The 18,780-nt window shown below is 69.0% G+C and carries 19 protein-coding genes; 8 read left to right on the top strand and 11 right to left on the bottom strand.

The annotated features are described in order from the left end of the window. Positions 1-50 precede the first annotated feature (50 nt). The 8 genes from MRBLWH10_RS02580 to MRBLWH10_RS02615 form a co-directional block, all read right to left on the bottom strand. Positions 51-467, bottom strand: coding sequence for a hypothetical protein (locus MRBLWH10_RS02580; RefSeq protein WP_341941531.1), 417 nt, complete (start codon positions 465-467; stop codon positions 51-53). A gap of 708 nt (positions 468-1,175) precedes the next feature. Next, positions 1,176-1,955 (bottom strand): phosphate ABC transporter ATP-binding protein PstB, encoded by a 780-nt coding sequence (pstB, locus tag MRBLWH10_RS02585; RefSeq protein WP_105674047.1) that lies wholly within the window; start codon positions 1,953-1,955, stop codon positions 1,176-1,178. Positions 1,956-1,978: 23 nt separating this feature from the next. Further along, a complete protein-coding gene (gene pstA, locus MRBLWH10_RS02590) occupies positions 1,979-3,076 on the bottom strand; it encodes a phosphate ABC transporter permease PstA (protein WP_341941532.1) in 1,098 nt (365 codons plus the stop codon). Position 3,077: 1 nt separating this feature from the next. Next, entirely contained in the window at positions 3,078-4,028 is a 951-nt protein-coding gene (gene pstC / locus MRBLWH10_RS02595; protein ID WP_105674043.1) for a phosphate ABC transporter permease subunit PstC, read from the bottom strand. Positions 4,029-4,119: 91 nt separating this feature from the next. Beyond that, a complete protein-coding gene (pstS, locus tag MRBLWH10_RS02600; protein WP_223586044.1) occupies positions 4,120-5,229 on the bottom strand; it encodes a phosphate ABC transporter substrate-binding protein PstS in 1,110 nt (369 codons plus the stop codon). 162 nt (positions 5,230-5,391) lie between these two features. Further along, positions 5,392-6,372 carry an NUDIX hydrolase gene (locus tag MRBLWH10_RS02605; protein WP_341941533.1) on the bottom strand — a complete coding sequence of 327 codons (981 nt, stop codon included), beginning with the start codon at positions 6,370-6,372 and terminating at the stop codon, positions 5,392-5,394. Continuing rightward, positions 6,369-8,534: an RNA degradosome polyphosphate kinase gene (locus MRBLWH10_RS02610; RefSeq protein ID WP_341941534.1), complete on the bottom strand. Its 2,166-nt coding sequence runs from the start codon at positions 8,532-8,534 to the stop codon at positions 6,369-6,371. The genes MRBLWH10_RS02605 and MRBLWH10_RS02610 overlap by 4 nt, the downstream gene beginning before the upstream one ends. A 52-nt stretch (positions 8,535-8,586) precedes the next feature. After that, positions 8,587-9,270, bottom strand: a complete 684-nt coding sequence (locus MRBLWH10_RS02615) for a response regulator transcription factor (RefSeq protein ID WP_341941535.1) — start codon at positions 9,268-9,270, stop codon at positions 8,587-8,589. Positions 9,271-9,366: 96 nt separating this feature from the next. On the opposite strand from MRBLWH10_RS02615, the gene MRBLWH10_RS02620 reads away from it, so the two are divergent. From MRBLWH10_RS02620 to MRBLWH10_RS02630, 3 genes are all read left to right on the top strand, one after another. After that, positions 9,367-9,657 (top strand): hypothetical protein, encoded by a 291-nt coding sequence (locus tag MRBLWH10_RS02620; RefSeq protein WP_105674035.1) that lies wholly within the window; start codon positions 9,367-9,369, stop codon positions 9,655-9,657. 146 nt (positions 9,658-9,803) lie between these two features. Next, entirely contained in the window at positions 9,804-10,406 is a 603-nt protein-coding gene (locus tag MRBLWH10_RS02625) for an FABP family protein (RefSeq protein ID WP_105674033.1), read from the top strand. A 1-nt stretch (position 10,407) separates the two neighbouring features. Continuing rightward, positions 10,408-11,526 (top strand): folate-binding protein, encoded by a 1,119-nt coding sequence (locus MRBLWH10_RS02630; protein WP_341941536.1) that lies wholly within the window; start codon positions 10,408-10,410, stop codon positions 11,524-11,526. A 226-nt stretch (positions 11,527-11,752) separates the two neighbouring features. Here MRBLWH10_RS02630 and MRBLWH10_RS02635 read toward each other — a convergent pair whose 3' ends face one another. Then, the gene (locus tag MRBLWH10_RS02635) at positions 11,753-12,583 is read right to left on the bottom strand and encodes a class I SAM-dependent methyltransferase (RefSeq protein ID WP_341941537.1); all 831 of its coding nucleotides are present in this window, start codon (positions 12,581-12,583) and stop codon (positions 11,753-11,755) included. Between the two features lie 37 nt (positions 12,584-12,620). Here MRBLWH10_RS02635 and MRBLWH10_RS02640 point away from each other — a divergent pair, with 37 nt between their 5' ends. After that, complete coding sequence (locus tag MRBLWH10_RS02640; protein ID WP_105674027.1) at positions 12,621-13,370, top strand: phosphoglyceromutase; 750 nt, start codon at positions 12,621-12,623, stop codon at positions 13,368-13,370. An 83-nt stretch (positions 13,371-13,453) separates the two neighbouring features. Here the strand turns inward: MRBLWH10_RS02640 and phoU are convergent, their stop codons facing one another. Next, a complete protein-coding gene (gene phoU, locus MRBLWH10_RS02645; protein WP_105674025.1) occupies positions 13,454-14,164 on the bottom strand; it encodes a phosphate signaling complex protein PhoU in 711 nt (236 codons plus the stop codon). A gap of 199 nt (positions 14,165-14,363) precedes the next feature. Between phoU and MRBLWH10_RS02650 the strand changes: the two genes are divergently transcribed. Both MRBLWH10_RS02650 and MRBLWH10_RS02655 read left to right on the top strand, forming a co-directional pair. Beyond that, complete coding sequence (locus tag MRBLWH10_RS02650) at positions 14,364-15,593, top strand: ATP-binding protein (protein ID WP_105674163.1); 1,230 nt, start codon at positions 14,364-14,366, stop codon at positions 15,591-15,593. Beyond that, a complete protein-coding gene (locus MRBLWH10_RS02655) occupies positions 15,590-16,273 on the top strand; it encodes a response regulator transcription factor (RefSeq protein ID WP_105674023.1) in 684 nt (227 codons plus the stop codon). Before MRBLWH10_RS02650 ends, MRBLWH10_RS02655 begins: the two co-directional genes overlap by 4 nt. Before the next feature lie 67 nt (positions 16,274-16,340). Here MRBLWH10_RS02655 and MRBLWH10_RS02660 read toward each other — a convergent pair whose 3' ends face one another. Further along, the gene (locus tag MRBLWH10_RS02660) at positions 16,341-16,877 is read right to left on the bottom strand and encodes a DNA modification methylase (protein WP_223586050.1); all 537 of its coding nucleotides are present in this window, start codon (positions 16,875-16,877) and stop codon (positions 16,341-16,343) included. A 135-nt stretch (positions 16,878-17,012) separates the two neighbouring features. Here MRBLWH10_RS02660 and MRBLWH10_RS02665 point away from each other — a divergent pair, with 135 nt between their 5' ends. Next, the gene (locus tag MRBLWH10_RS02665) at positions 17,013-17,495 is read left to right on the top strand and encodes a CarD family transcriptional regulator (protein WP_045255828.1); all 483 of its coding nucleotides are present in this window, start codon (positions 17,013-17,015) and stop codon (positions 17,493-17,495) included. A gap of 58 nt (positions 17,496-17,553) precedes the next feature. Continuing rightward, positions 17,554-18,738 carry a 2-C-methyl-D-erythritol 4-phosphate cytidylyltransferase gene (ispD, locus tag MRBLWH10_RS02670; RefSeq protein ID WP_341941538.1) on the top strand — a complete coding sequence of 395 codons (1,185 nt, stop codon included), beginning with the start codon at positions 17,554-17,556 and terminating at the stop codon, positions 18,736-18,738. Positions 18,739-18,780 lie beyond the last annotated feature (42 nt).

An 18,780-nucleotide genomic window follows, 5' to 3' on the forward strand; every position in this document is an offset into this window, starting at 1 on the left:
TCTTATCCGAAGCTGTGCCCTGACACGTCGGGAGAGGAGGCGGGATCGGATCAGGGGCGGAGCGTCATGGTGGACACGATCGACCGTTCGACGAGGTCCCAGTCGTACAGCACCATCGCGTAGTCGAAGCGCAAGGAGACGTGCCCCCAGAGAGCAGAGGAGGCATCGCGCGTGAGATCCTGGTGCCGATGCGACGTCGAGTCATGGTTGGCTCTTCCGTCCGTCTCGATGATCAGCCATCCGTCGATCAGAAGATCCACGCGGCCCGTTCCGACGACGTAGGCCTGCGTGCGGACGCTCCACCCGTACTTGCGGATACGCAGCCTGACGAGCGATTCGAGCCCGCTGTCGGCGTCCGCTCGAGAGAAGTCGATGAGATCCTTGCCCGCGCGATCGATCACTCGTCGCAGCCAGCGCAACTCCTCGTTCGTCATCAGGCCGAGTCGTCGTGCCGATTCGAGCGACACGAAGAAGGCCTCCGCACCCCTGCAGCGGTAGATCTGAAGAAGTACGCGGGGAACAGCGGGCAGGGCGAAGGTCTCGGGGGACGGACCGCGATCCCAGTGACGGATGCAGGTGCACCTCCGCGAGGAGATGCCGTGGTGGTGTCTGTCAGGACGCATCCATACATGTACGTCCACGTCATCGAGCACCCATATTCCCAGGTGTCGCGCCGCGGTCTCGCATCCGAGCGATCCGCCATGCTCTGCGGCTTCCGCTGCCGGGGCGCATGCCGTGGGCGCCGCATACACTCCGCGTCGGAGTCGGCGGAGATCCCCAACGCGCACGCGTCGCTCGATCTCTCGGCGGGACTGCGACTTTCGGAGTTCGCTCCAGGTCCAGATGTCAATCGATGTCGTACTGCACACCCGTAAAGGATGGGATCGGCGGGTGGTTGGTCCGAGCCGCCAGCCCACGATCGGTGGACGAAATCCGAGACTCTCGATCCCGTGGAGGAGAGGTGGATCCCTGGCCCAGACACAAGCTTCGGAGTCCACGAACGAGCACAGCTTCGGAGCTCAGGCGCGGGCACAGCTTCGGAACCCGTGTCCGGGCACAGCTTCGGAGCGGAACGAAGAAACGCCGTGCAGATCTCACGATCGCACGGCGTTTCTCATCCGGACTCCGAAGCTGTGCCCCCCCGAGACGGAGGACCGAGCCGGAGCGGCCGGGGCTTATCCGAAGCGGCCGGAGACGTAGTCCTCGGTGGCCTGGACGGACGGAGTCGTGAAGATGCTCGTGGTGTTGTCGTACTCGATGAGCTTGCCGGGCTTGCCGGTGCCGGCGATGTTGAAGAAGGCCGTCTTGTCGGAGACGCGGGATGCCTGCTGCATGTTGTGCGTCACGATGACGATCGTGTACTCGGTCTTGAGCTCGCCGATCAGCTCCTCGATCGCGTAGGTCGAGATCGGGTCGAGGGCCGAGCAGGGCTCGTCCATCAGGAGCACGTCGGGGGAGACCGCGATGGCCCGCGCGATGCACAGACGCTGCTGCTGGCCGCCCGAGAGGCCGGATCCCGGCTTGTCGAGACGGTCCTTGACCTCGTTCCACAGGTTCGCGCCCTGCAGCGACTTCTCCACCAGTGCGTCGGCGTCGGACTTCGAGATGCGCTTGTTGTTGAGCTTGACGCCGGCCAGCACGTTCTCGCGGATCGACATGGTGGGGAACGGGTTCGGGCGCTGGAAGACCATGCCCACCTGGCGGCGGACGGTCACCGGGTCGACGGTCGCGCCGTACAGGTCGTCTCCGTCGAGGAGCACCTGGCCCTCGACGCGAGCGCCGGGGATGACCTCGTGCATGCGGTTCAGCGTGCGGAGGAAGGTCGACTTGCCGCAGCCCGAGGGGCCGATGAACGCGGTGACGCTGCGCGGCTCGATGTCGAGAGAGACGCCCTCGACGGCGAGGAAGTCGCCGTAGTAGACGTTGAGGTCGTTGACTTCGATGCTCTTGGACACGTGAGGTTCCTTCGGGTTGTGGCTCAGCGGCCGGTCTTCGGGGCGAACACCTTCGCGACGATGCGCGCGACCAGGTTCAGCACCATGACGATGACGATCAGTGTGAGGGCGGCGGCCCAGGCGCGGTCCACGTAGGCCTCGGCGGGGATGCCCTGGTACGCGTACTGCGAGTAGATGAACACCGGCAGCGTCTGCATCCGTCCGCCGAAGAGGTTGTAGTTCATCGCGTCGGTGAATCCGGCGGTGAGCAGCAGCGGAGCGGTCTCGCCGATGACGCGCGAGATGGCGAGCATGACGCCCGTCGTGATGCCGGCGATCGAGGTGGGCAGCACGACCTTGACGATCGTGAGCCACTTCGGCACGCCCAGCGCGTACGACGCCTCGCGCAGGTCGTTCGGCACCAGACGCAGCATCTCCTCGGTGGAGCGCACGACGACCGGGATCATGAGCACCGACAGCGCCACGGAGCCCATGATGCCCATGCGCACACCGGGGCCGAAGATCAGCGCGAACACGGCGTAGGCGAACAGACCGGCGACGATCGACGGGATGCCGGTCATCACGTCGACGAGGAAGGTGATGATCCTCGACATACGCGTGCCCCGGCCGTACTCGACCAGGTAGACGGCCGTCATGAGGCCGATCGGAACGGAGATGATCGTGGCGGCGAGCGTGACGAGCAGCGTGCCCATGATGGCGTGCAGCGCTCCGCCGCCCTCGCCGAGCACTCCGCGCATCGAGGAGTTGAAGAACAGCGGATCGATGCGCGCGATGCCGTTGGAGATCACGGTCCAGCCGACCGAGACCAGCGGCACCATCGCGATGAGGAACGCGGAGGTGACGACGCCCGTGACGAAGCGGTCCAGCGCCTTGCGCGGTCCTTCGACGATGCGCGAGGTCACGTAGACGATGATCAGGTAGAGGATGGCGCCGACGACGAGGCTTCCGGCGATGTTGAAGGCGGACCCGGATGCCGCGGCCATCACGCCGAACGGTGCGGCGGCGACGACGAGCGCGATGCCGAGAAGGGCCCAGGGGGTCCAGCGGGGCAGGTGGCCGGAGGAGAGCGATGCGCGCGAGGTCTGGATCGCGCGAGGCGTCTGGGGGGCGATCACGGTCATGTCAGTTCGCTCCCGAGAATTCCTTGCGGCGGTTCACGAACCAGCGCGCGACCGCGTTCACCGCGAAGGTCACGATGAACAGGATCAGACCGGTCGCGATGAGGACGTTGATGTTCGTCTTGTAGGCCTCGGCGAAGGTGAGCGCGATGTTCGCGGCGATCGTCGAGGGGTTCGTCGAGGTGAGCATCTCGATCGTGACGGCCTTGCTCACGGAGAGGACCATGGCCACGGCCATCGTCTCGCCGAGGGCGCGCCCCAGGCCGAGCATCGATCCTGACACGATGCCGGAGCGGCCGAAGGGCAGCACGGCCATGCGGATCATCTCCCAGCGCGTGGCGCCGAGGGCGAGCGCCGCCTCCTCATGGAGGCGGGGGGTCTGCAGGAAGATCTCGCGGCAGATGGCCGTGATGATCGGCACCACCATGACCGCGAGCACGATCGCGGCGGTGAGGATGGTGCGGCCCGTCGGCGAGACGACCCCGCCGAAGAAGGGGATCCAGCCGAGGTTGGTGTTGAGCCAGACATAGACCGGCTGCACCGCGGGGGCGAGTACGAAGATGCCCCACAGGCCGAAGACGACGGAGGGCACCGCGGCCAGCAGGTCGACAACATAGCCGATGGTCTGCGCGAGGCGGCGCGGTGCGTAGTGGGTGATGAAGAGCGCCACGCCGAGCGACAGCGGCACGGCGATGAGCAGCGCGAGGAACGCGGCCCAGAGGGTTCCGAACAGCAGCGGGCCGACGTAGTCCCAGAAGCCGGTCGTCAGCAGTGATGCGGTCTCGTGGTCGGCGGTGAAGGCGGGAATGGACTGCACGATGAGGAAGATCGCGACCGCGGCGAGCGTGATCATGATCATGGAGCCGGCGGCGACCGCCGTGCCGGAGAACCAGATGTCGCCGGCGCGCTTCTTCGCGACGATGCGGGCTGGAGCCTCCGCTGTCGTGGCTGTCATGGGAGCTGCTTCCTGCTCGGTGATGTTCGGGTATCGGGTGCGGACAGACGGTGTCCGGGATGCCGTGGCACCCCGGACACCGTCTACTGGGTCACTTGATGAGGTCGATCGCGGCCTGCGCCTTGGTGCGCAGGTCGTCGGAGATCGGGGCGCTGCCGGCGTTCTTCGCGGCGGCGTCCTGGCCCTCGGCGCTGATGGCGGTCGTGAAGAACGCCTTGGTCAGGGCGGCGACGTTCTCGTCCTCGTACTCGGCGCAGGCGATCAGGTAGCTGACGAGGAGCACCGGGTAGGCGCCCTTCTCGGTCGTGGTGCGGTCGATCGCGAACGCGAGGTCGCCCTCGGTGCGGCCGTCCTCGACCTTGGAGGCGTCGAGGGTGATCGCGGCGCCCTCGGCGGAGTGCGCGACGAACTCGTCGCCGACCTTGACGCTGACCGACGCGAAGTCGGCGGCCTGCGAGGAGTCGATGTAGCCGATGAGGCCCTGGCCGCCCTTGACGGCGTTGGCGACGCCCGAGGTCTTCTCCGCGGACTCGCCGCCGAGCTCGGTCGGCCACTCCTCGACGCTGCCGAAGGTCCAGGCGTCGGGGGCGGTCTGAGCGAGGTAGTCGGTGAAGTTGCCCGTGGTGCCCGACTTGTCGGAGCGGTGCACCGGCGAGATCGCCAGGTCGGGGAGGTCGACGCCCTTGTTGGTCGCGGCGATCGCCGGGTCGTTCCACTTGGTGATCTTTCCGGCGAAGATGCCGGCGATGGTCTCGGGGTCGAGGTCGAGCGAGTCGATGCCGTCGAGCGTGAAGACGATGGCGATGGGGGAGACGTACGCGGGGACCTCGATGAGGTCGGAGCCGTCGACGCAGGCGCCGAAGCCGCCGGCCTTGACCTCGTCGGTCTTGAAGGCCCGGTCGGAGCCGGCGAAGTTCACTGCGCCCTGCTGGAAGGACTCGCGGCCTGCGCCGGAGCCGGCCGGGTCGTACTCGACCACGGCGTCGGGGTTGGTCTTCTGGAACTCAGCGGTCCACGACTGGATGGCGACCTGCTGGGCCGAGGAGCCCGAGCCGACCAGCGAGCCCGAGAGAGCGGGGGCGTCGGACGTGGGAGCGTCGGTGGAGCCGCCGGTGCCGCCTTCGTTCGCGGCACAGCCGGCGAGAGCGAGGGCAGCGACGGCGCCGATGGCGCCGATTCGGGCGATGCGGGAGATCTTCACTGTGGATCCGTTCGATCGGGAATGGGAATGGGCCCGGTGCAGGGCACACAGTGACGCTAAGCGCGGCGGTTAACGAGATTCTCCCGCCCAGGTGAACGGAAGGTGAACGGCGGGCGACTCTCTGGATTCCCCTCCAGACGGGTCGCGGCATCCGAACGGGGTTCAGACCTTGGGGATGTGCGTCTCGATCGCGATGATCCCGGAGCCGGGATTGGATGCCGAGAGGTGCACGACCGAGAACGCGGCCGGTTCGAGAGCGGCGGCGCTGCTCACGTAGGAGCCGCGGATGGTGCCGGTCGCCAAGGCGATCTCGGTCAGGAGGCCTGGCAGGACGGGACCGTGGCTGCACAGGACGGCGGGCTTGCCCGAGCGCACGCGCTTGCCGACCACGCTGCGGAGATCGTCGGATCCGTCCTCCCAGGCGTCCTGGCTGATCTTCGCGGTGAGGGTGGGCTTGCGTCCGAGCGCCTTCGCGAGAGGGGCGACCGTGGCGACGCAGCGGATCGCGTCGCTCGTGACGATGCGTCGGACGCCGAAGGCCCGCAGGGGGCCGACGATCGACGCGGCCTGCCGGCGCCCGCGCTCGGTGAGCGGCCGAGCGGCATCCGCCTCGTCCCACTCGGAACGCGAGAGGGCCTTCGCGTGCCGCAGCGCGATCACGGGGAAGGTGCGCAGCACGCCGTCGTCGACGAGCGTGGAGAAGAAGTCGAGGATCTCGTGATCCACCGGGTAGCTCAGACGCGCCCGCGCCTTCTTCACGCTCACCCATTCGATCGCGGCGATCTCGCGGTTCGGAACGAACGTCGAGGCGCGGATCGCGTCCTCCGTCGCCTCGGCCGCCCAGTAGTGCACGACCTTCTGCTTGTTCGAGGGGAGGTGATAGCGGCTGACTCCGACGGGCACCCCGAGCGAGACGCGGATGCCGGTCTCCTCGTGCACCTCGCGCACGGCCGTCTCGGCGAGCATCTCGCCGGGATCGACCTTGCCCTTGGGGAGCGTCACGTCACGGTACTTGCCGCGGTGGATCAGCAGGATGCGGAGCTTGCCGTCGACGATGCGCCAGACCACGGCCCCGGCCGCGTACACGGCCTTGTCCGTCCACTTCGCCCGCGTGGGCGACGACTTCGTCTGCGGAGACGTCATCGAACCGCCCGTGCGCGGCGGCGCCGCTGGATCAACCCCATGGTCATATCCTGCAGGTCGACGAGCGGGTTGCCGTCGGCGTCTTCGGCGTGGCGCTGCCACACTCCCTCGGCCCCGAGGTGCCACGAGCTCGTGCCGGGGTCCATGGCGAGGTCGAAGAACGCCAGCAGCTCCTGCAGATGCTGCGGATCGGTGACGCGCACCAGAGCCTCGACGCGACGGTCGAGGTTGCGGTGCATCATGTCGGCGCTGCCGATGTACACCTGGGGGTCGCCGTCGTTCTCGAAGGCGAAGATCCGGGAGTGCTCGAGATAGCGGCCGAGGATGCTGCGCACCGTGATGTTGTCGCTGATGCCTTCCAGATCGGTGCGGAGGCTGCAGATGCCGCGCACCCAGACCTCGACCTTCACGCCGGCCGCGCTCGCACGGTACAGGGCGTCGATGACCTCTTCGTCGACCATCGAGTTGACCTTGATGCGGATGCGCGCCGGCTTCCCCGCCTCGGCGTTCTTGCGCTCGCCGTCGATCTGGCGGAGCAGCCCCTTGCGCAGGTGGAGGGGAGCGACGAGCAGACGCTTGAACTTCTTCTCGATCGCGTAGCCGCTCAGCTCGTTGAACAGGCGCGTGAGGTCCTTGCCGACCTGCGGATCCGTCGTGAACAGTCCGAAGTCCTCGTAGATGCGGCTGGTCTTCGGGTTGTAGTTGCCCGTGCCGATGTGCGAGTAGTGACGCAGGACGCCGTCCTCTTCGCGGATGACGAGAGCGAGCTTGCAGTGCGTCTTCAGTCCGACGAGACCGTAGACGACGTGCACGCCCGCCTTCTCCAGCTTGCGCGCCCACACGATGTTGTTCGCCTCGTCGAAGCGGGCCTTCACCTCGACGAGGGCGAGCACCTGCTTGCCGGCCTCGGCGGCATCGATCAGGGCCTGCACGATCGGGCTGTCGCCCGAGGTCCGGTACAGCGTCTGCTTGATGGCGAGCACGTGCGGGTCGCGGGCCGCCTGCTCCAGGAACGCGACGACGCTGGTCGTGAACGACTCGTACGGGTGGTGCACGAGCACGTCGGACTTGCGGATCGCCTTGAAGATGTCGGCGCGCGTGTTGCTTCCGGTGGGCTGGAACGCGACGGCCGTGGTCGGCAGGTGGGGCGCGTAGCGCAGGTCAGGCCGATCGATGCGCGAGAGGCCGAACAGACCGCGCAGGTCCAGCGAACCGGGAAGGCGGTACACCTCCTGGTCGGTGATGTCGAGCTCGCGGACCAGCAGCTCGAGCGTGACGTCATCCATGTCGTCCGTGATCTCGAGCCTGATCGGCGGACCGAACCGGCGTCGCATGAGCTCGGCCTCGAGGGCCTGGATGAGGTTCTCGCTCTCGTCCTCCTCGATCACCATGTCCTCGTTGCGGGTGAGGCGGAACGCGTGGTGGTCGAGGACCTCCATGCCGGGGAACAGGTCGCCCAGGTGGTTCGCGATGAGCTCTTCGAGGCGGATGAACCGTGTGATCTCGCTCGTCCCCGGCACCTCGACGAAGCGGGGGAGCATCGGCGGCACCTTGAGGCGCGCGAACTCCTGGCGCCCGGTCCGGGCGTTGCGGATGCGGATCGCGAGGTTGAGCGACAATCCGGAGATGTAGGGGAAGGGGTGCGCGGGGTCGACGGCCAGCGGCATGAGCACGGGGAAGACCTGCGCCTGGAAGTACTCCGACAGGGCGGCGCGCTCGTCGGCGGTGAGCTCGTCCCAGTCGGCGATCTCGATGCCGGCATCGGCGAGAGCAGGACGGACCAGGCTCGTCCAGGCCTCGGCGTGCCGCAGCTGCAGGGCGTGCGCCTCGCGCGAGATGTCCGCGAGCGCGTCGACGGGCGAGCGGCCGATGTTGGTGGGCACGGCGAGACCCGTCATGATGCGGCGCTTGAGTCCGGCGATGCGCACCATGAAGAACTCGTCGAGGTTGCTCGCGAAGATCGCCAGGAAGTTCGCCCGCTCGAGCTCCGGAAGGCTCGGGTCCTCTGCCAGCTCCAGCACCCGCTGGTTGAACGCGAGCCAGCTCAGCTCGCGGTCGAGGTAGCGGTGGTCGGGGAGGAGCGAGTCGGGGGACTCGATGGCATCGAAGTCGTCGTCTTCGGAGTCACCGAGACCTGCGTCGGCGAGTGCGGGATCGATCATGGGGTACATCTAAGCACCGAGAGGTGACGCGCGTGTGAACGGAACGGTTCCGTTACCGCGCGGCCACCACGCTGTCGTCGTCGTACACGTTGAACCGGTAGCCGACGTTGCGCACGGTGCCGATGATCTGCTCCTGGTCGCCGAGCTTGGCCCGCAGTCGCCTGACGTGCACGTCGACCGTCCTGGTGCCGCCGAAGTAGTCGTAGCCCCACACCTCGCTGAGCAGCTGCTCGCGGGTGAACACGCGCGAGGGGTGCGTGGCGAGGAAGTGCAGGAGCTGGAACTCCTTGTAGGTGAGGTCGAGCGGCTTGCCGCGCAGCTTGGCGGAGTACGACTGCTCGTCGATCGTGACGCCGGACGCCTGCACGCGAGAGGGCTCGGCGACCTCGTCGTGGCGGGCGAGCGCCAGCCGCACCCTGGCGTCGGTCTCGGCGGGCCCCGCCGTCGACAGCAGCACGTCGTCGACGCCCCACTCGCCGGACACCGCGCTCATGCCGCCCTCCGTGACGACCAGGAGCAGCGGGGAGTCCTGCCCCGCAGCGCGCAGCAGGCGGCACAGGGACTTCGCTCCGACCAGGTCGGAGCGGGCGTCGACGACGACGATGTCGTACTCGGGCGCGTTCACGAGATGGGCCGGCTCGGCGGGGATCTGGCGAACGCGGTGGCTCAGCAGCTCCAGCGCGGGCAGGACGTGTTCTGAGTCGGGGGCGCTGGTCAGCACCAGGATCTGGGCCACGCGCTCTCCTCTCGGACGACGGACTTCGCCGTGCCGCCATGATACCGGGCGTCGAAGGTGACGACGTCTTCGAGACGGATGGGTGACAATAGAGCCATGACGGAACCCGCACTCGCGCCGCGCAACGCCTTCGTCGGCGTGTTCGTCGTCTGGGGGGCTGCGCTTCTCGCGTCGGTCGCCGTCGGCGTGTTCGTGCCGGAGGAGTGGCGGGTCTCCTGGCTCCTCGTCGCGTTCGGCGGACTCATCTTGCTGTCCTTCGCCGTGCAGCTCTGGTACGGCAGCACGCAGGGGTTCATCTTCCGCGTCGCGTGCAGCATCACCGGGGCGCTCCTGCTCACAGGGTTGATCTCAGTCGGATTCGGTCTGGCCGCCCTCGTCCCCGCCTGACCGGGCGCGGTGGGGGTAGGCTGGACGCATGGATCTCGTCGCGCTCGAATTCTTCTTCATCGGCCTCCTGGGTCTTGCGAGCCTCGCCATCGCCTTCGTCTCGGTCGTGGTGCTGCGCAACCTCTTCCGCGGCCAGCGCTGAGCGCATGCTCGAGCTGCCCACCGACCTTCCCGCAGACCTCGCGCCCCTCGCCTGGCTGATCGGCGTCTGGGAGGGCACCGGCGTCATCGACTATCCGGTCGGCGACGAACGCCTCCAGGGCGAGTTCGCGCACCGCGTGAGCTTCAGCCATGACGGCGGCCCCTTCCTCAACTACGCGGCGACGGCGACCTTCACCGGTCTCGACGAGGTCGCATCGATCCCGCTGACCGCCGAGAGCGGATTCTGGCGGCTGTCGCGACCGGCGACGGATGCGGATGCCGGACCTGCGCTGCTCCCGCCGACGGCGGAGCCCGTCGCCCGCGGCGTCGACGACGTGGAGTTGCTGCGATCGGCATCCGGAGGCTTCCCTCTCGAAGTGTCTCTCGCGCACTCCGACGGAACGCTCGAGCTGTACCTGGGCGAGATCAACGGTCCGCGCGTCGACATCGCCTCCGATGCGATCGTCCGCGGCGCCGGCGCCAAGGAGTACGGAGCGGCGTCGCGCATGTACGGACTGGTCGACGGCCACCTGCTGTGGGCATGGGATGTCGCCGCGCTCGGCACTCCGCTGCGCTCGCACGCCTCCGCGCGCCTGGCGAGGGTCTGAGATGACCGGCTTCGCGGCGATCGCCGGAGCGGTATCGGGAGAGCACGGGATCGAGCACTTCGGAGACGCGTTCCGCGAGCAGCGGCGCCTCGCCTCGGGAGACGCGCTCGCCCCCCTGGGCGACCGCACCGTCATCGAGGTCTCCGGCCCCGAGCGGCTCGGCTGGCTCGACTCGATCACCTCGCAGGCCGTCGGCCGGCTCGCACCCGGCGACAGCACCGAGCTCCTGGTGCTCGATCCGCAGGGCCGAGTGGAGCACGCGGCCGGTGTGTTCGATGACGGGTCGTCGACCTGGCTCATCGCCGACACAGCCGATGCCCAGCCCCTGGCGACCTGGCTCATCCGCATGAAATTCCGCACCCAGGCAGAGGTGGCCGTCCGCGACGATCTCGAGCTGGTCGGCTTCGTCGACGGCGGTTCGGCGGCGCAGATCGCGGTGGCCGCGGCGGCGGCTCCGAACGACCTGCCCCTCGTCTGGGCCGACCCCTGGCAGCGTGTCAGCGCCGGAGGGCACCAGTACTCCGAGGTCGCGGAGCATCCAGGAGCGGAGCTCGCCTGGCGCGTCGCGATCGTGACGACCGAGGGCGCTGAGGTGCTCGCCGCGTCCGTCGGACCGGATGCCGTGGCCGGCCTGCTCGCGACGGAGGCGCTCCGCGTCGCCGCTTGGCGTCCGCGCTGGGCCGCCGAGGTCGATGAGCGCTCGCTGCCGCACGAGTCCGACTGGATCCGCACGGCCGTGCATCTGAACAAGGGGTGCTACCGCGGGCAGGAGACGGTCGCGAAGGTGCACAACCTCGGCCACCCGCCGCGGCGCCTGGCCGCGCTGCACCTCGACGGCAGCGATGCCGTGCTCCCGACCGTCGGAGACCCTGTGTTCGCTGGCGAGGACGAGGTCGGGCGGATCACCTCGGTCGCCCGGCACCACGAGGACGGTCCCATCGCCCTCGCGATCCTGTCCCGTCGGGCCCCGTCGGGAGACCTCGTCGTGCGGACGGACGGCGCCGACATCGCCGCATCCCAGCAGGTGATCGTCCCCGCGGATGCCGGCGCCACCGCAGACATCCCGCGGCTCACGCGGCTGTCGCGCCGCCCCAGCGCGCCGGATCCGCGCGACGTCTGAGCCACGTCGTTGCGGGCGCTCAACCGTGGCGCCGTTCGGGGCCGTATCGCCCCGGGTCGTTGAGCGAGTGGAGCGAGCGGAGCGAGACACCGCCAGCAGCAGAACGTCGCCGGTCTTGAGCGGCCACGAAACGCGTCGGTCGACGCCGCGCGTCGGATGAGGCGTTTCGTCTTGGTCGCTGCGCCCCTCGCTCAACGACCGAGGGGCGCTCGACGGCAGCGGCCGCTCAACGGGCGAGGAGCGGGGTCACGGCCTCCCAGGGCAGCGTGAGTTCGCCGAGGCGCCAGCGGGTCTTACCGCCGAGAACGGGCCAACCCTGATCCTTCAGTGCCGACACCGCGGCGAGGAAGCGCTGCGTCGCGCCGAACGTCGACAGGGGAGCCGCACGGTCCCACTCGCGGTCCAGGTCGACGAGAAGAGCGTGCACGCGCTCGCCGGGGACGTTCCGGTGGATGAGAGCCTTCGGCAGCCGCTCGGCCACGATGCTCGGACGCTCCAACTCGGCAAGGCGCAGCGAGATCGTGAAGCGCACCGGCATCCCGTCGGGTCCGATGTCGATCCAGCTGGCGATGCGGCCGATCTCATCGCAGGTCCCCTCCACGAGCAGCCCGCCGGGAGACAGGCGTGCCGCCATCGTGCGCCACGCGTCCGGCACATCGGCCTCGTCGTACTGTCGGAGCACGTTCATCGCCCTGATCACGGCGGCGCGGCGTCCTGATGGCAGCGGCACCTCGAAGCCTCCGCGCCCGAACGACACGGCGAGGTCGTGGGGGAATGATGTGCGCCCCGCACGCACGTCATCGAGCTGCTCGGTCGCGAGCGCCACGCGTGCCGGGTCGATCTCGAGCCCTCTGACCTCGGCATCCGCCCTCACACGCTGGAGACGAGCGGCGAGCTCGAAGGCGGTGACGCCGCTCGCGCCGTAGCCGAGATCGACGACGAGGGGGTCGCCAGCGCGGCGGAAGGCGTCGCTCGCGGCGATCCAGCGGTCGTTGCGCCGGAGTCGATTGGTCCCCGTGGTGCCGCGCGTCGGCCGGCCGAGAGGAGATGACGCCATGAGTCAATCCTTCCAGCCCCGCCGATAAACTGGCTGCATGACTGCGACGCGCACCCTGATCCTGCTCCGCCACGGCCGGAGCGAGTGGAACGAACTGAACCTCTTCACCGGCTGGGTGGACGTCCGCCTGAACGAGCAGGGCAAGGCCGAGGCCCAGCGCGGCGGCGAGCTGCTCGCCGAGGCCGGCATCCTTCCCGACGTGCTCCACACCTCGCTGCTGAGCCGCGCGATCCAGACCGCGAACATCGCGCTCGACGCGGCCGATCGCCTGTGGATCCCCGTGACCCGCTCGTGGCGCCTCAACGAGCGCCACTACGGCGCCCTGCAGGGCAAGGACAAGGCGCAGACGCTCGAGGAGTTCGGCCCCGAGCAGTTCCAGCTGTGGCGTCGCTCCTTCGACGTGCCGCCGCCCGTGCTCGACGACGACAGCGAGTTCAGCCAGGTGAACGACCCGCGCTACGCGGGCATCGACGGCGAGGTCCCGCGCACCGAGTCGCTCAAGCTCGTGATCGACCGTCTGCTGCCGTACTGGGAGAGCGCGATCGTCCCCGACCTCGAGGCGGGCAAGACCGTGCTCGTCACCGCGCACGGCAACTCGCTGCGCGGCCTCGTGAAGCACCTCGAGGGCATCAGCGACGAGGACATCGCCGAGCTCAACATCCCCACCGGCATCCCGCTGGTCTACGAGCTCGACGAGAACAACGTGCCGACGGGCCCCGGCCGCTACCTCGACCCCGAGGCCGCAGCCGCGGGCGCGGCCGCGGTCGCCGCCCAGGGCAAGAAGTAGCAGCAGCGGGGCTCGACGCCTCACCTGAACGACGACGCCCCACCTGAGTTGAGCACTCGGGTGGGGCGTCGTCGTGAACGGGGTCAGGCGTGGCCGAGGTCGGCCTGCTCCGCCTCCTGCTGCTCGACGGCGAGGGCGATGTCCTCTTCGTCGATCTGCCAGTCGCCGGTCGCGAGGTAGACGACCTTCTTCGCGACGGCCACCGCGTGGTCGGCGAAGCGCTCGTGGTAGCGGCTGGCCAGGGTGGCGTCCACGGTCGCGGTCGCCTCGCCCTTCCAGTTGTCGCTGAGCACCTTGTCGAAGACGTTCACGTGAAGCTCATCGACATCGTCATCGGAGTTGCGGATGGCGTCCGCGAGGCGCAGATCCTGGGTGCGCAGCAGCTCGCTGAGCGTGCGCGCGATCTCGACGTCCAGCTCGCCCATGCGCTTGAAGGTGCCCTTGAGGCCCTTCGGGATGGCGCGCTCGGGGAAGCGCAGGCGTGCGAGCTGGGCGATGTGCTCGGACATGTCGCCCATGCGCTCGAGCGATGCGCTCACCCGCAGGGCGCTGACGACGATGCGCAGGTCGCGGGCGACGGGCTGCTGACGGGCGAGGATCTCGATGGCCTGCTCGTCCAGCTCGACGGCAAGCTCGTCGATCTTCGCGTCGTCGGCGATGACCTCCTCGGCCAGCGCGACGTCGCTCGTGGCGAACGCGCGGGTCGCCTTGTCGATCGAGACCGTGACGAGGTCCGCGATCTCCACGAGGCGGTTCTGCAGGTCCTCGAGGGACTGGTGGAAGACTTCGCGCATGTTGGGCGCAACCTTTCATTCGGATCTCGACGGCGAGAGCCGCGCGAGAGGGGAGGGCCGCACTCCCGCACAGGCCCGAAGCGATTGTGTGCCCCGAAGGTTAACGAACGGTGCCCAGCACGTGAATAGTACTTCTCCGGATGCCGTGGGCGCCCGGAAACCCGCCGAGCGGCCGGTGAACGCACTCTACGCTGGACTCATGACCCTGCCGCAGATCGCGCTGTTCTCGCTCGCCATCGGGCTGGCGATCGGCGTCGCGCTCTCGCTGCTCGTGGTCTGGGCCTATCGCGCTCGCGCCCGCGTCGTCGAGGAGACGTCGACCATCGTGCCCGACGGCGTCACCGATGTGCTGGGCAGCATGGACGACGCCGCGTGCGTGGTCGACACGTCGGGGCTCGTGCTCGCGGCGTCCCACGCGGCGGCGCGCTTCGGCATCGAGGTCGGCGCCACCCTCGACAACGCCGAGCTGCGACAGCTCGTGCGCGGCGTGCGCAGCACCGGGGGCACGGCCACCGAGTCGCTCCGCATCACCCGGGGAGGGCTCAGCCTCGACCCCCGTCTCGTCTCCGCGCGGGCCAGCGTGATCAGCCCGCGGATGTCGCTGCTCATCATCCGCGACGTCACGGAGCAGGAGCGGCTCGATCAGATGCGTCGCGACTTCGTGGCCAACACCAGTCACGAGCTGAAGACGCCGGTCGGCGCGGTGACCCTCCTGGCCGAGGCGATCGAGTCGGCGGCGGACGACCCCGCTCAGGTGCGCATCTTCGCGGCCCGCATCTCCGCAGAGGCGTACCGGCTCGGGCAGCTGACCGGGCGCATCATGAGCCTGTCGAGGCTGCAGGCCGACGACGGCCTCGGCGACGTCCGCCCCGTCTCGATCGACGAGGTGATCGCCGCATCCATCGAGGCGCATGCGGTCCAGGCGGACTCCGCCGGCGTCGACCTCGCCCGCGGCGGCGACCGCGGTGTGTGGGTGCGCGGGGACGCGCAGATCCTCATCGAGGCGGTCGGCAACCTCATCGCGAACGCCATCGTCTACTCGCCCAAGGGGTCGCGCGTCGGCGTCGGCGTGCGGGCCGACGGAGGTGTCGTGGAGATCGCGGTCTCCGACCAGGGCATCGGCATCGCCGAGGCTGACAGGGAGCGCATCTTCGAGCGCTTCTACCGCGCCGACGAGGCGCGTTCCCGGCGCACCGGCGGCACCGGTCTCGGGCTCTCGATCGTCAAGCACGCGACGCAGCGTCACGGCGGCGAAGTGCTGCTGTGGTCGCGCCCCGGTCGCGGATCCACTTTCACCGTCCGACTTCCCCGTATCGATTCGCCAGCGGCGGATGCGGGGAAGAAGGAGAAGAAGCGCAAGAAGAAGCGCGAGCGCAAGGCGGCCAAAGCCGCCGACGCGGTCCGCGTTCGAAACGGAGAGACAGTATGACCCGCATCCTCCTCGTCGAAGACGAGCCCGACCTCGCCGACCCCCTGGCCTATCTGCTGCGCCGGGAGGGGTACGAGGTCGAGATCGCCGAAGACGGACCCGGTGCGCTCACGGCGTTCCGCGAGCGCGGAGCGGACATCGTGCTGCTCGACCTCATGCTGCCGGGCATGCCGGGCACCGAGGTGTGCCGACAGATCCGCTCGACGTCCGCCGTGCCGATCATCATGCTCACCGCGAAGGACTCCGAGGTGGACATCGTGGTGGGGCTGGAGCTCGGCGCCGACGACTACATCACCAAGCCCTACTCCTCGCGCGAGCTCCTCGCCCGCATGCGGGCGGTGCTGCGACGGGTCGTGCAGGCCGACAGCGAGCTCGACGAGCGCGTCCTCGACGGCGGCCGGGTGTCTCTCGACATCGACCGGCACACGGTCTCGGTCGACGGAGAGCAGATCAACATGCCGCTGAAGGAGTTCGAGCTCCTCGAGGTGCTCATGCGCAACTCCGGTCGCGTGCTCACCCGGGGCCAGCTCATCGACCGGGTCTGGGGCAGCGACTACTTCGGCGACACGAAGACCCTGGACGTGCACATCAAGCGCATCCGCTCCCGCATCGAGCAGAACCCCGGCGAGCCGGTGATGCTCGTGACCGTGCGCGGACTCGGCTATCGGTTCGAGGGCTGAGCTCCGCGGATACGAGAGGGGCCGGCACCCGATGGGTGCCGGCCTCTTCTGCGTGCGCGGTGCGGCGTCAGTTCGACGGCGCGGGAGCCGCGGTGTCGGTGGGGACGGGCGTCGGCGACGGCTGGGGCTTGTCGGCTGAGGGCACCAGGTCGGAGTAGTAGGGGAGCGAGCCGTCGAGGACGGGGATCTGCGCCTTGGTGCCGGTGCTGTCGCCGGACTGGAAGTGCACCTCGACCGTGCTGCCGGGCATGGCGCCGAGGTCGGAGATGCGCAGCGCGTCGTCGGCCTTGGTGCCGAGGCTCACGGTGCTGCCGCCGGGGACCGTCACGGCGAACGGATCGTTGCCGTCGAGCGTGATCGTCATGGTGGCCTTCTCCGTGGTCGGGTTGACGATCGCGGCGACCAGGTTGCCGAGCGAGCCGTCTTCGTTCGCGACGATGAAGGCGTTGCGGACGACCAGCGGGCCGGAGGCGTCGGAGACGTTCACGCCGTCGGACGCCGCGTACTCGATCTTGGTCGACTGCGGGGTGATGAACGTGCACCCGGTCGCGCCGAGCAGAACGAGGGCGCTGATGGCGGCAGACGCGACGATGCGCGATTTCACGGGTCCTCCTGAGGTCCGGCGGGATATCCGCCTCCCATTCTATGGGTAAGTCGAGAGCGCCCGTGGATGAGGGGGCGCGAACCTTAGCGCATAATCCCTGTGGTATCCTTGAGGTTGCCGAAAGGACACGTTTTTATGCTTTTTGAGGTTGGCGAGACCGTCGTCTATCCGCACCATGGCGCTGCGACCATCATCGAGGTCAAGGAGCGCATCATCAAGGGTGAGGCGAAGAAGTATCTGAAGCTCAACGTCACCCAGGGTGATCTGATCATCGAGGTTCCTGCAGAGAACGTCGACCTGGTCGGCGTCCGCGACGTGATCGGCAAGGAGGGCCTCGACCACGTGTTCGAGGTGCTGCGCGCGCCGTTCACCGAGGAGCCCACCAACTGGTCTCGCCGTTACAAGGCGAACCTGGAGAAGCTCGCATCGGGTGACGTGATCAAGGTCAGCGAGGTCGTTCGCGACCTGTGGCGCCGTGACCAGGACCGCGGTCTCTCCGCTGGTGAGAAGCGGATGCTGGCGAAGGCTCGCCAGATCCTCATCTCGGAGCTGGCTCTGGCCGAGAAGATCGACGAGGACAAGGCGGGCGCGCTGCTCGACGAGGTCCTCGCCTCCTGAGACTCTTCGTGAAGGGCGGATGCTTCGGCATCCGCCCTTTTCTCATGCCCGGTAGCGTGTGAGCATGCTTCCCGTTCCGCACACCGCGATCATCGTCGTCGCCGCAGGCTCCGGCACCCGCCTGGCAGGGGGAGGGCCGAAGGCCTTCGTCGGCATCGACGCCCACTCGATCCTGCGCCACGCCCTCGACGGCGTGTTCGCGGCGGCTCCTGCGCAGGTCGTCGTGGTCGCGCCCGCCGGATTCGAAGGGGATGCCGAGAGCGAACTGCTCGCCGCCGCCGGCGAGCGGGCCGACCTCGGCCGTGTCGTCACGGGCGGCGCGACGAGACAGGAGTCGGTGGCTGCCGGCCTCGCGGCACTGTGGGGCGATGTGGAGACCGTGCTCGTGCACGACGCGGCCCGAGCGCTCACACCCGCTGCGGTGATCGACGCGGTCGCCGCGGCCGTCGACGACGCCTCGGGCGTGATCCCGGTCCTGCCGGTGGTCGACACCCTGAAGCGGGTCGACGAGCACGGGGTCACCGGAGCCGTCGACCGCTCCGAGCTCGCGGCCGCGCAGACGCCGCAGGGCTTCCCCCGTGCACTCCTGGAGTCGGCCTACGCCGAGGCGCGGACGGCGGGGGTCGAGTACACCGACGACGCCGCCCTCTTCGCGGCCGCCGGGCACGCGGTGCGCCACATCCCCGGGTCGGAGCGCGGTTTCAAGATCACCACACCGGCAGACCTCGAGCGGGCGCGGCATCTGCTCTCGGCACCGAGCCGGTCCGCAGGCGCGGTCCGCGTCGGCATCGGCACCGATGTGCACGCCTTCGGAGGGGAGGGTGATCTGTGGCTGGCCGGGCTTGTCTGGCCGGGGGAGCAGCCGCTCTCCGGACACTCGGACGGGGACGCCGTCGCCCACGCGATCGTGGACGCCCTGCTCGGGGCCGCCGGCCTCGGTGACATCGGCGAGCACTTCGGCACGGCGCATCCGGAGTACGCCGGAGCGCATGCGCCGGTGTTCCTCGCCCGCACCAGGGAGATCCTCGAGGCGGCGGGCTTCGCGATCGGCAACGTGTCCGTCCAGTTCCAGGGCAACAGGCCGCGCTTCAGCGGACGCAGATCAGAAGCGGAGGCCGTGCTCTCGGCCGCCCTCGGGGGCGCCCCGGTGTCGGTGACGGCGACGACGACCGACGGCCTGGGCTTCCCCGGACGTGGGGAGGGCATCGCGGTCACGGCGATCGCGATGGTCCACGCCTCCTGAACCACGGGCGCCGCGCCGTGCGGGAATGCCGGACGGCGTCCC

It is taken from the genome of Microbacterium sp. LWH10-1.2, from assembly GCF_038397765.1.
GTDB lineage: Bacteria > Actinomycetota > Actinomycetes > Actinomycetales > Microbacteriaceae > Microbacterium > Microbacterium natoriense.

What these genes read in the sequence shown, in the direction of transcription:
- MRBLWH10_RS02640 (WP_105674027.1), top strand. Translation starts at nt 12,621, where the DNA reads ATGACTGCGACGCGCACCCTGATCCTGCTCCGCCACGGCCGGAGCGAG.
- pstA (WP_341941532.1), bottom strand. Translation starts at nt 3,076, where the DNA reads ATGACCGTGATCGCCCCCCAGACGCCTCGCGCGATCCAGACCTCGCGC.
- MRBLWH10_RS02635 (WP_341941537.1), bottom strand. Translation starts at nt 12,583, where the DNA reads ATGGCGTCATCTCCTCTCGGCCGGCCGACGCGCGGCACCACGGGGACC.
- MRBLWH10_RS02650 (WP_105674163.1), top strand. Translation starts at nt 14,364, where the DNA reads ATGACCCTGCCGCAGATCGCGCTGTTCTCGCTCGCCATCGGGCTGGCG.
- MRBLWH10_RS02665 (WP_045255828.1), top strand. Translation starts at nt 17,013, where the DNA reads ATGCTTTTTGAGGTTGGCGAGACCGTCGTCTATCCGCACCATGGCGCT.
- pstC (WP_105674043.1), bottom strand. Translation starts at nt 4,028, where the DNA reads ATGACAGCCACGACAGCGGAGGCTCCAGCCCGCATCGTCGCGAAGAAG.
- phoU (WP_105674025.1), bottom strand. Translation starts at nt 14,164, where the DNA reads ATGCGCGAAGTCTTCCACCAGTCCCTCGAGGACCTGCAGAACCGCCTC.
- MRBLWH10_RS02625 (WP_105674033.1), top strand. Translation starts at nt 9,804, where the DNA reads ATGCTCGAGCTGCCCACCGACCTTCCCGCAGACCTCGCGCCCCTCGCC.
- MRBLWH10_RS02620 (WP_105674035.1), top strand. Translation starts at nt 9,367, where the DNA reads ATGACGGAACCCGCACTCGCGCCGCGCAACGCCTTCGTCGGCGTGTTC.
- MRBLWH10_RS02630 (WP_341941536.1), top strand. Translation starts at nt 10,408, where the DNA reads ATGACCGGCTTCGCGGCGATCGCCGGAGCGGTATCGGGAGAGCACGGG.
- MRBLWH10_RS02610 (WP_341941534.1), bottom strand. Translation starts at nt 8,534, where the DNA reads ATGATCGATCCCGCACTCGCCGACGCAGGTCTCGGTGACTCCGAAGAC.
- MRBLWH10_RS02655 (WP_105674023.1), top strand. Translation starts at nt 15,590, where the DNA reads ATGACCCGCATCCTCCTCGTCGAAGACGAGCCCGACCTCGCCGACCCC.
- MRBLWH10_RS02605 (WP_341941533.1), bottom strand. Translation starts at nt 6,372, where the DNA reads ATGACGTCTCCGCAGACGAAGTCGTCGCCCACGCGGGCGAAGTGGACG.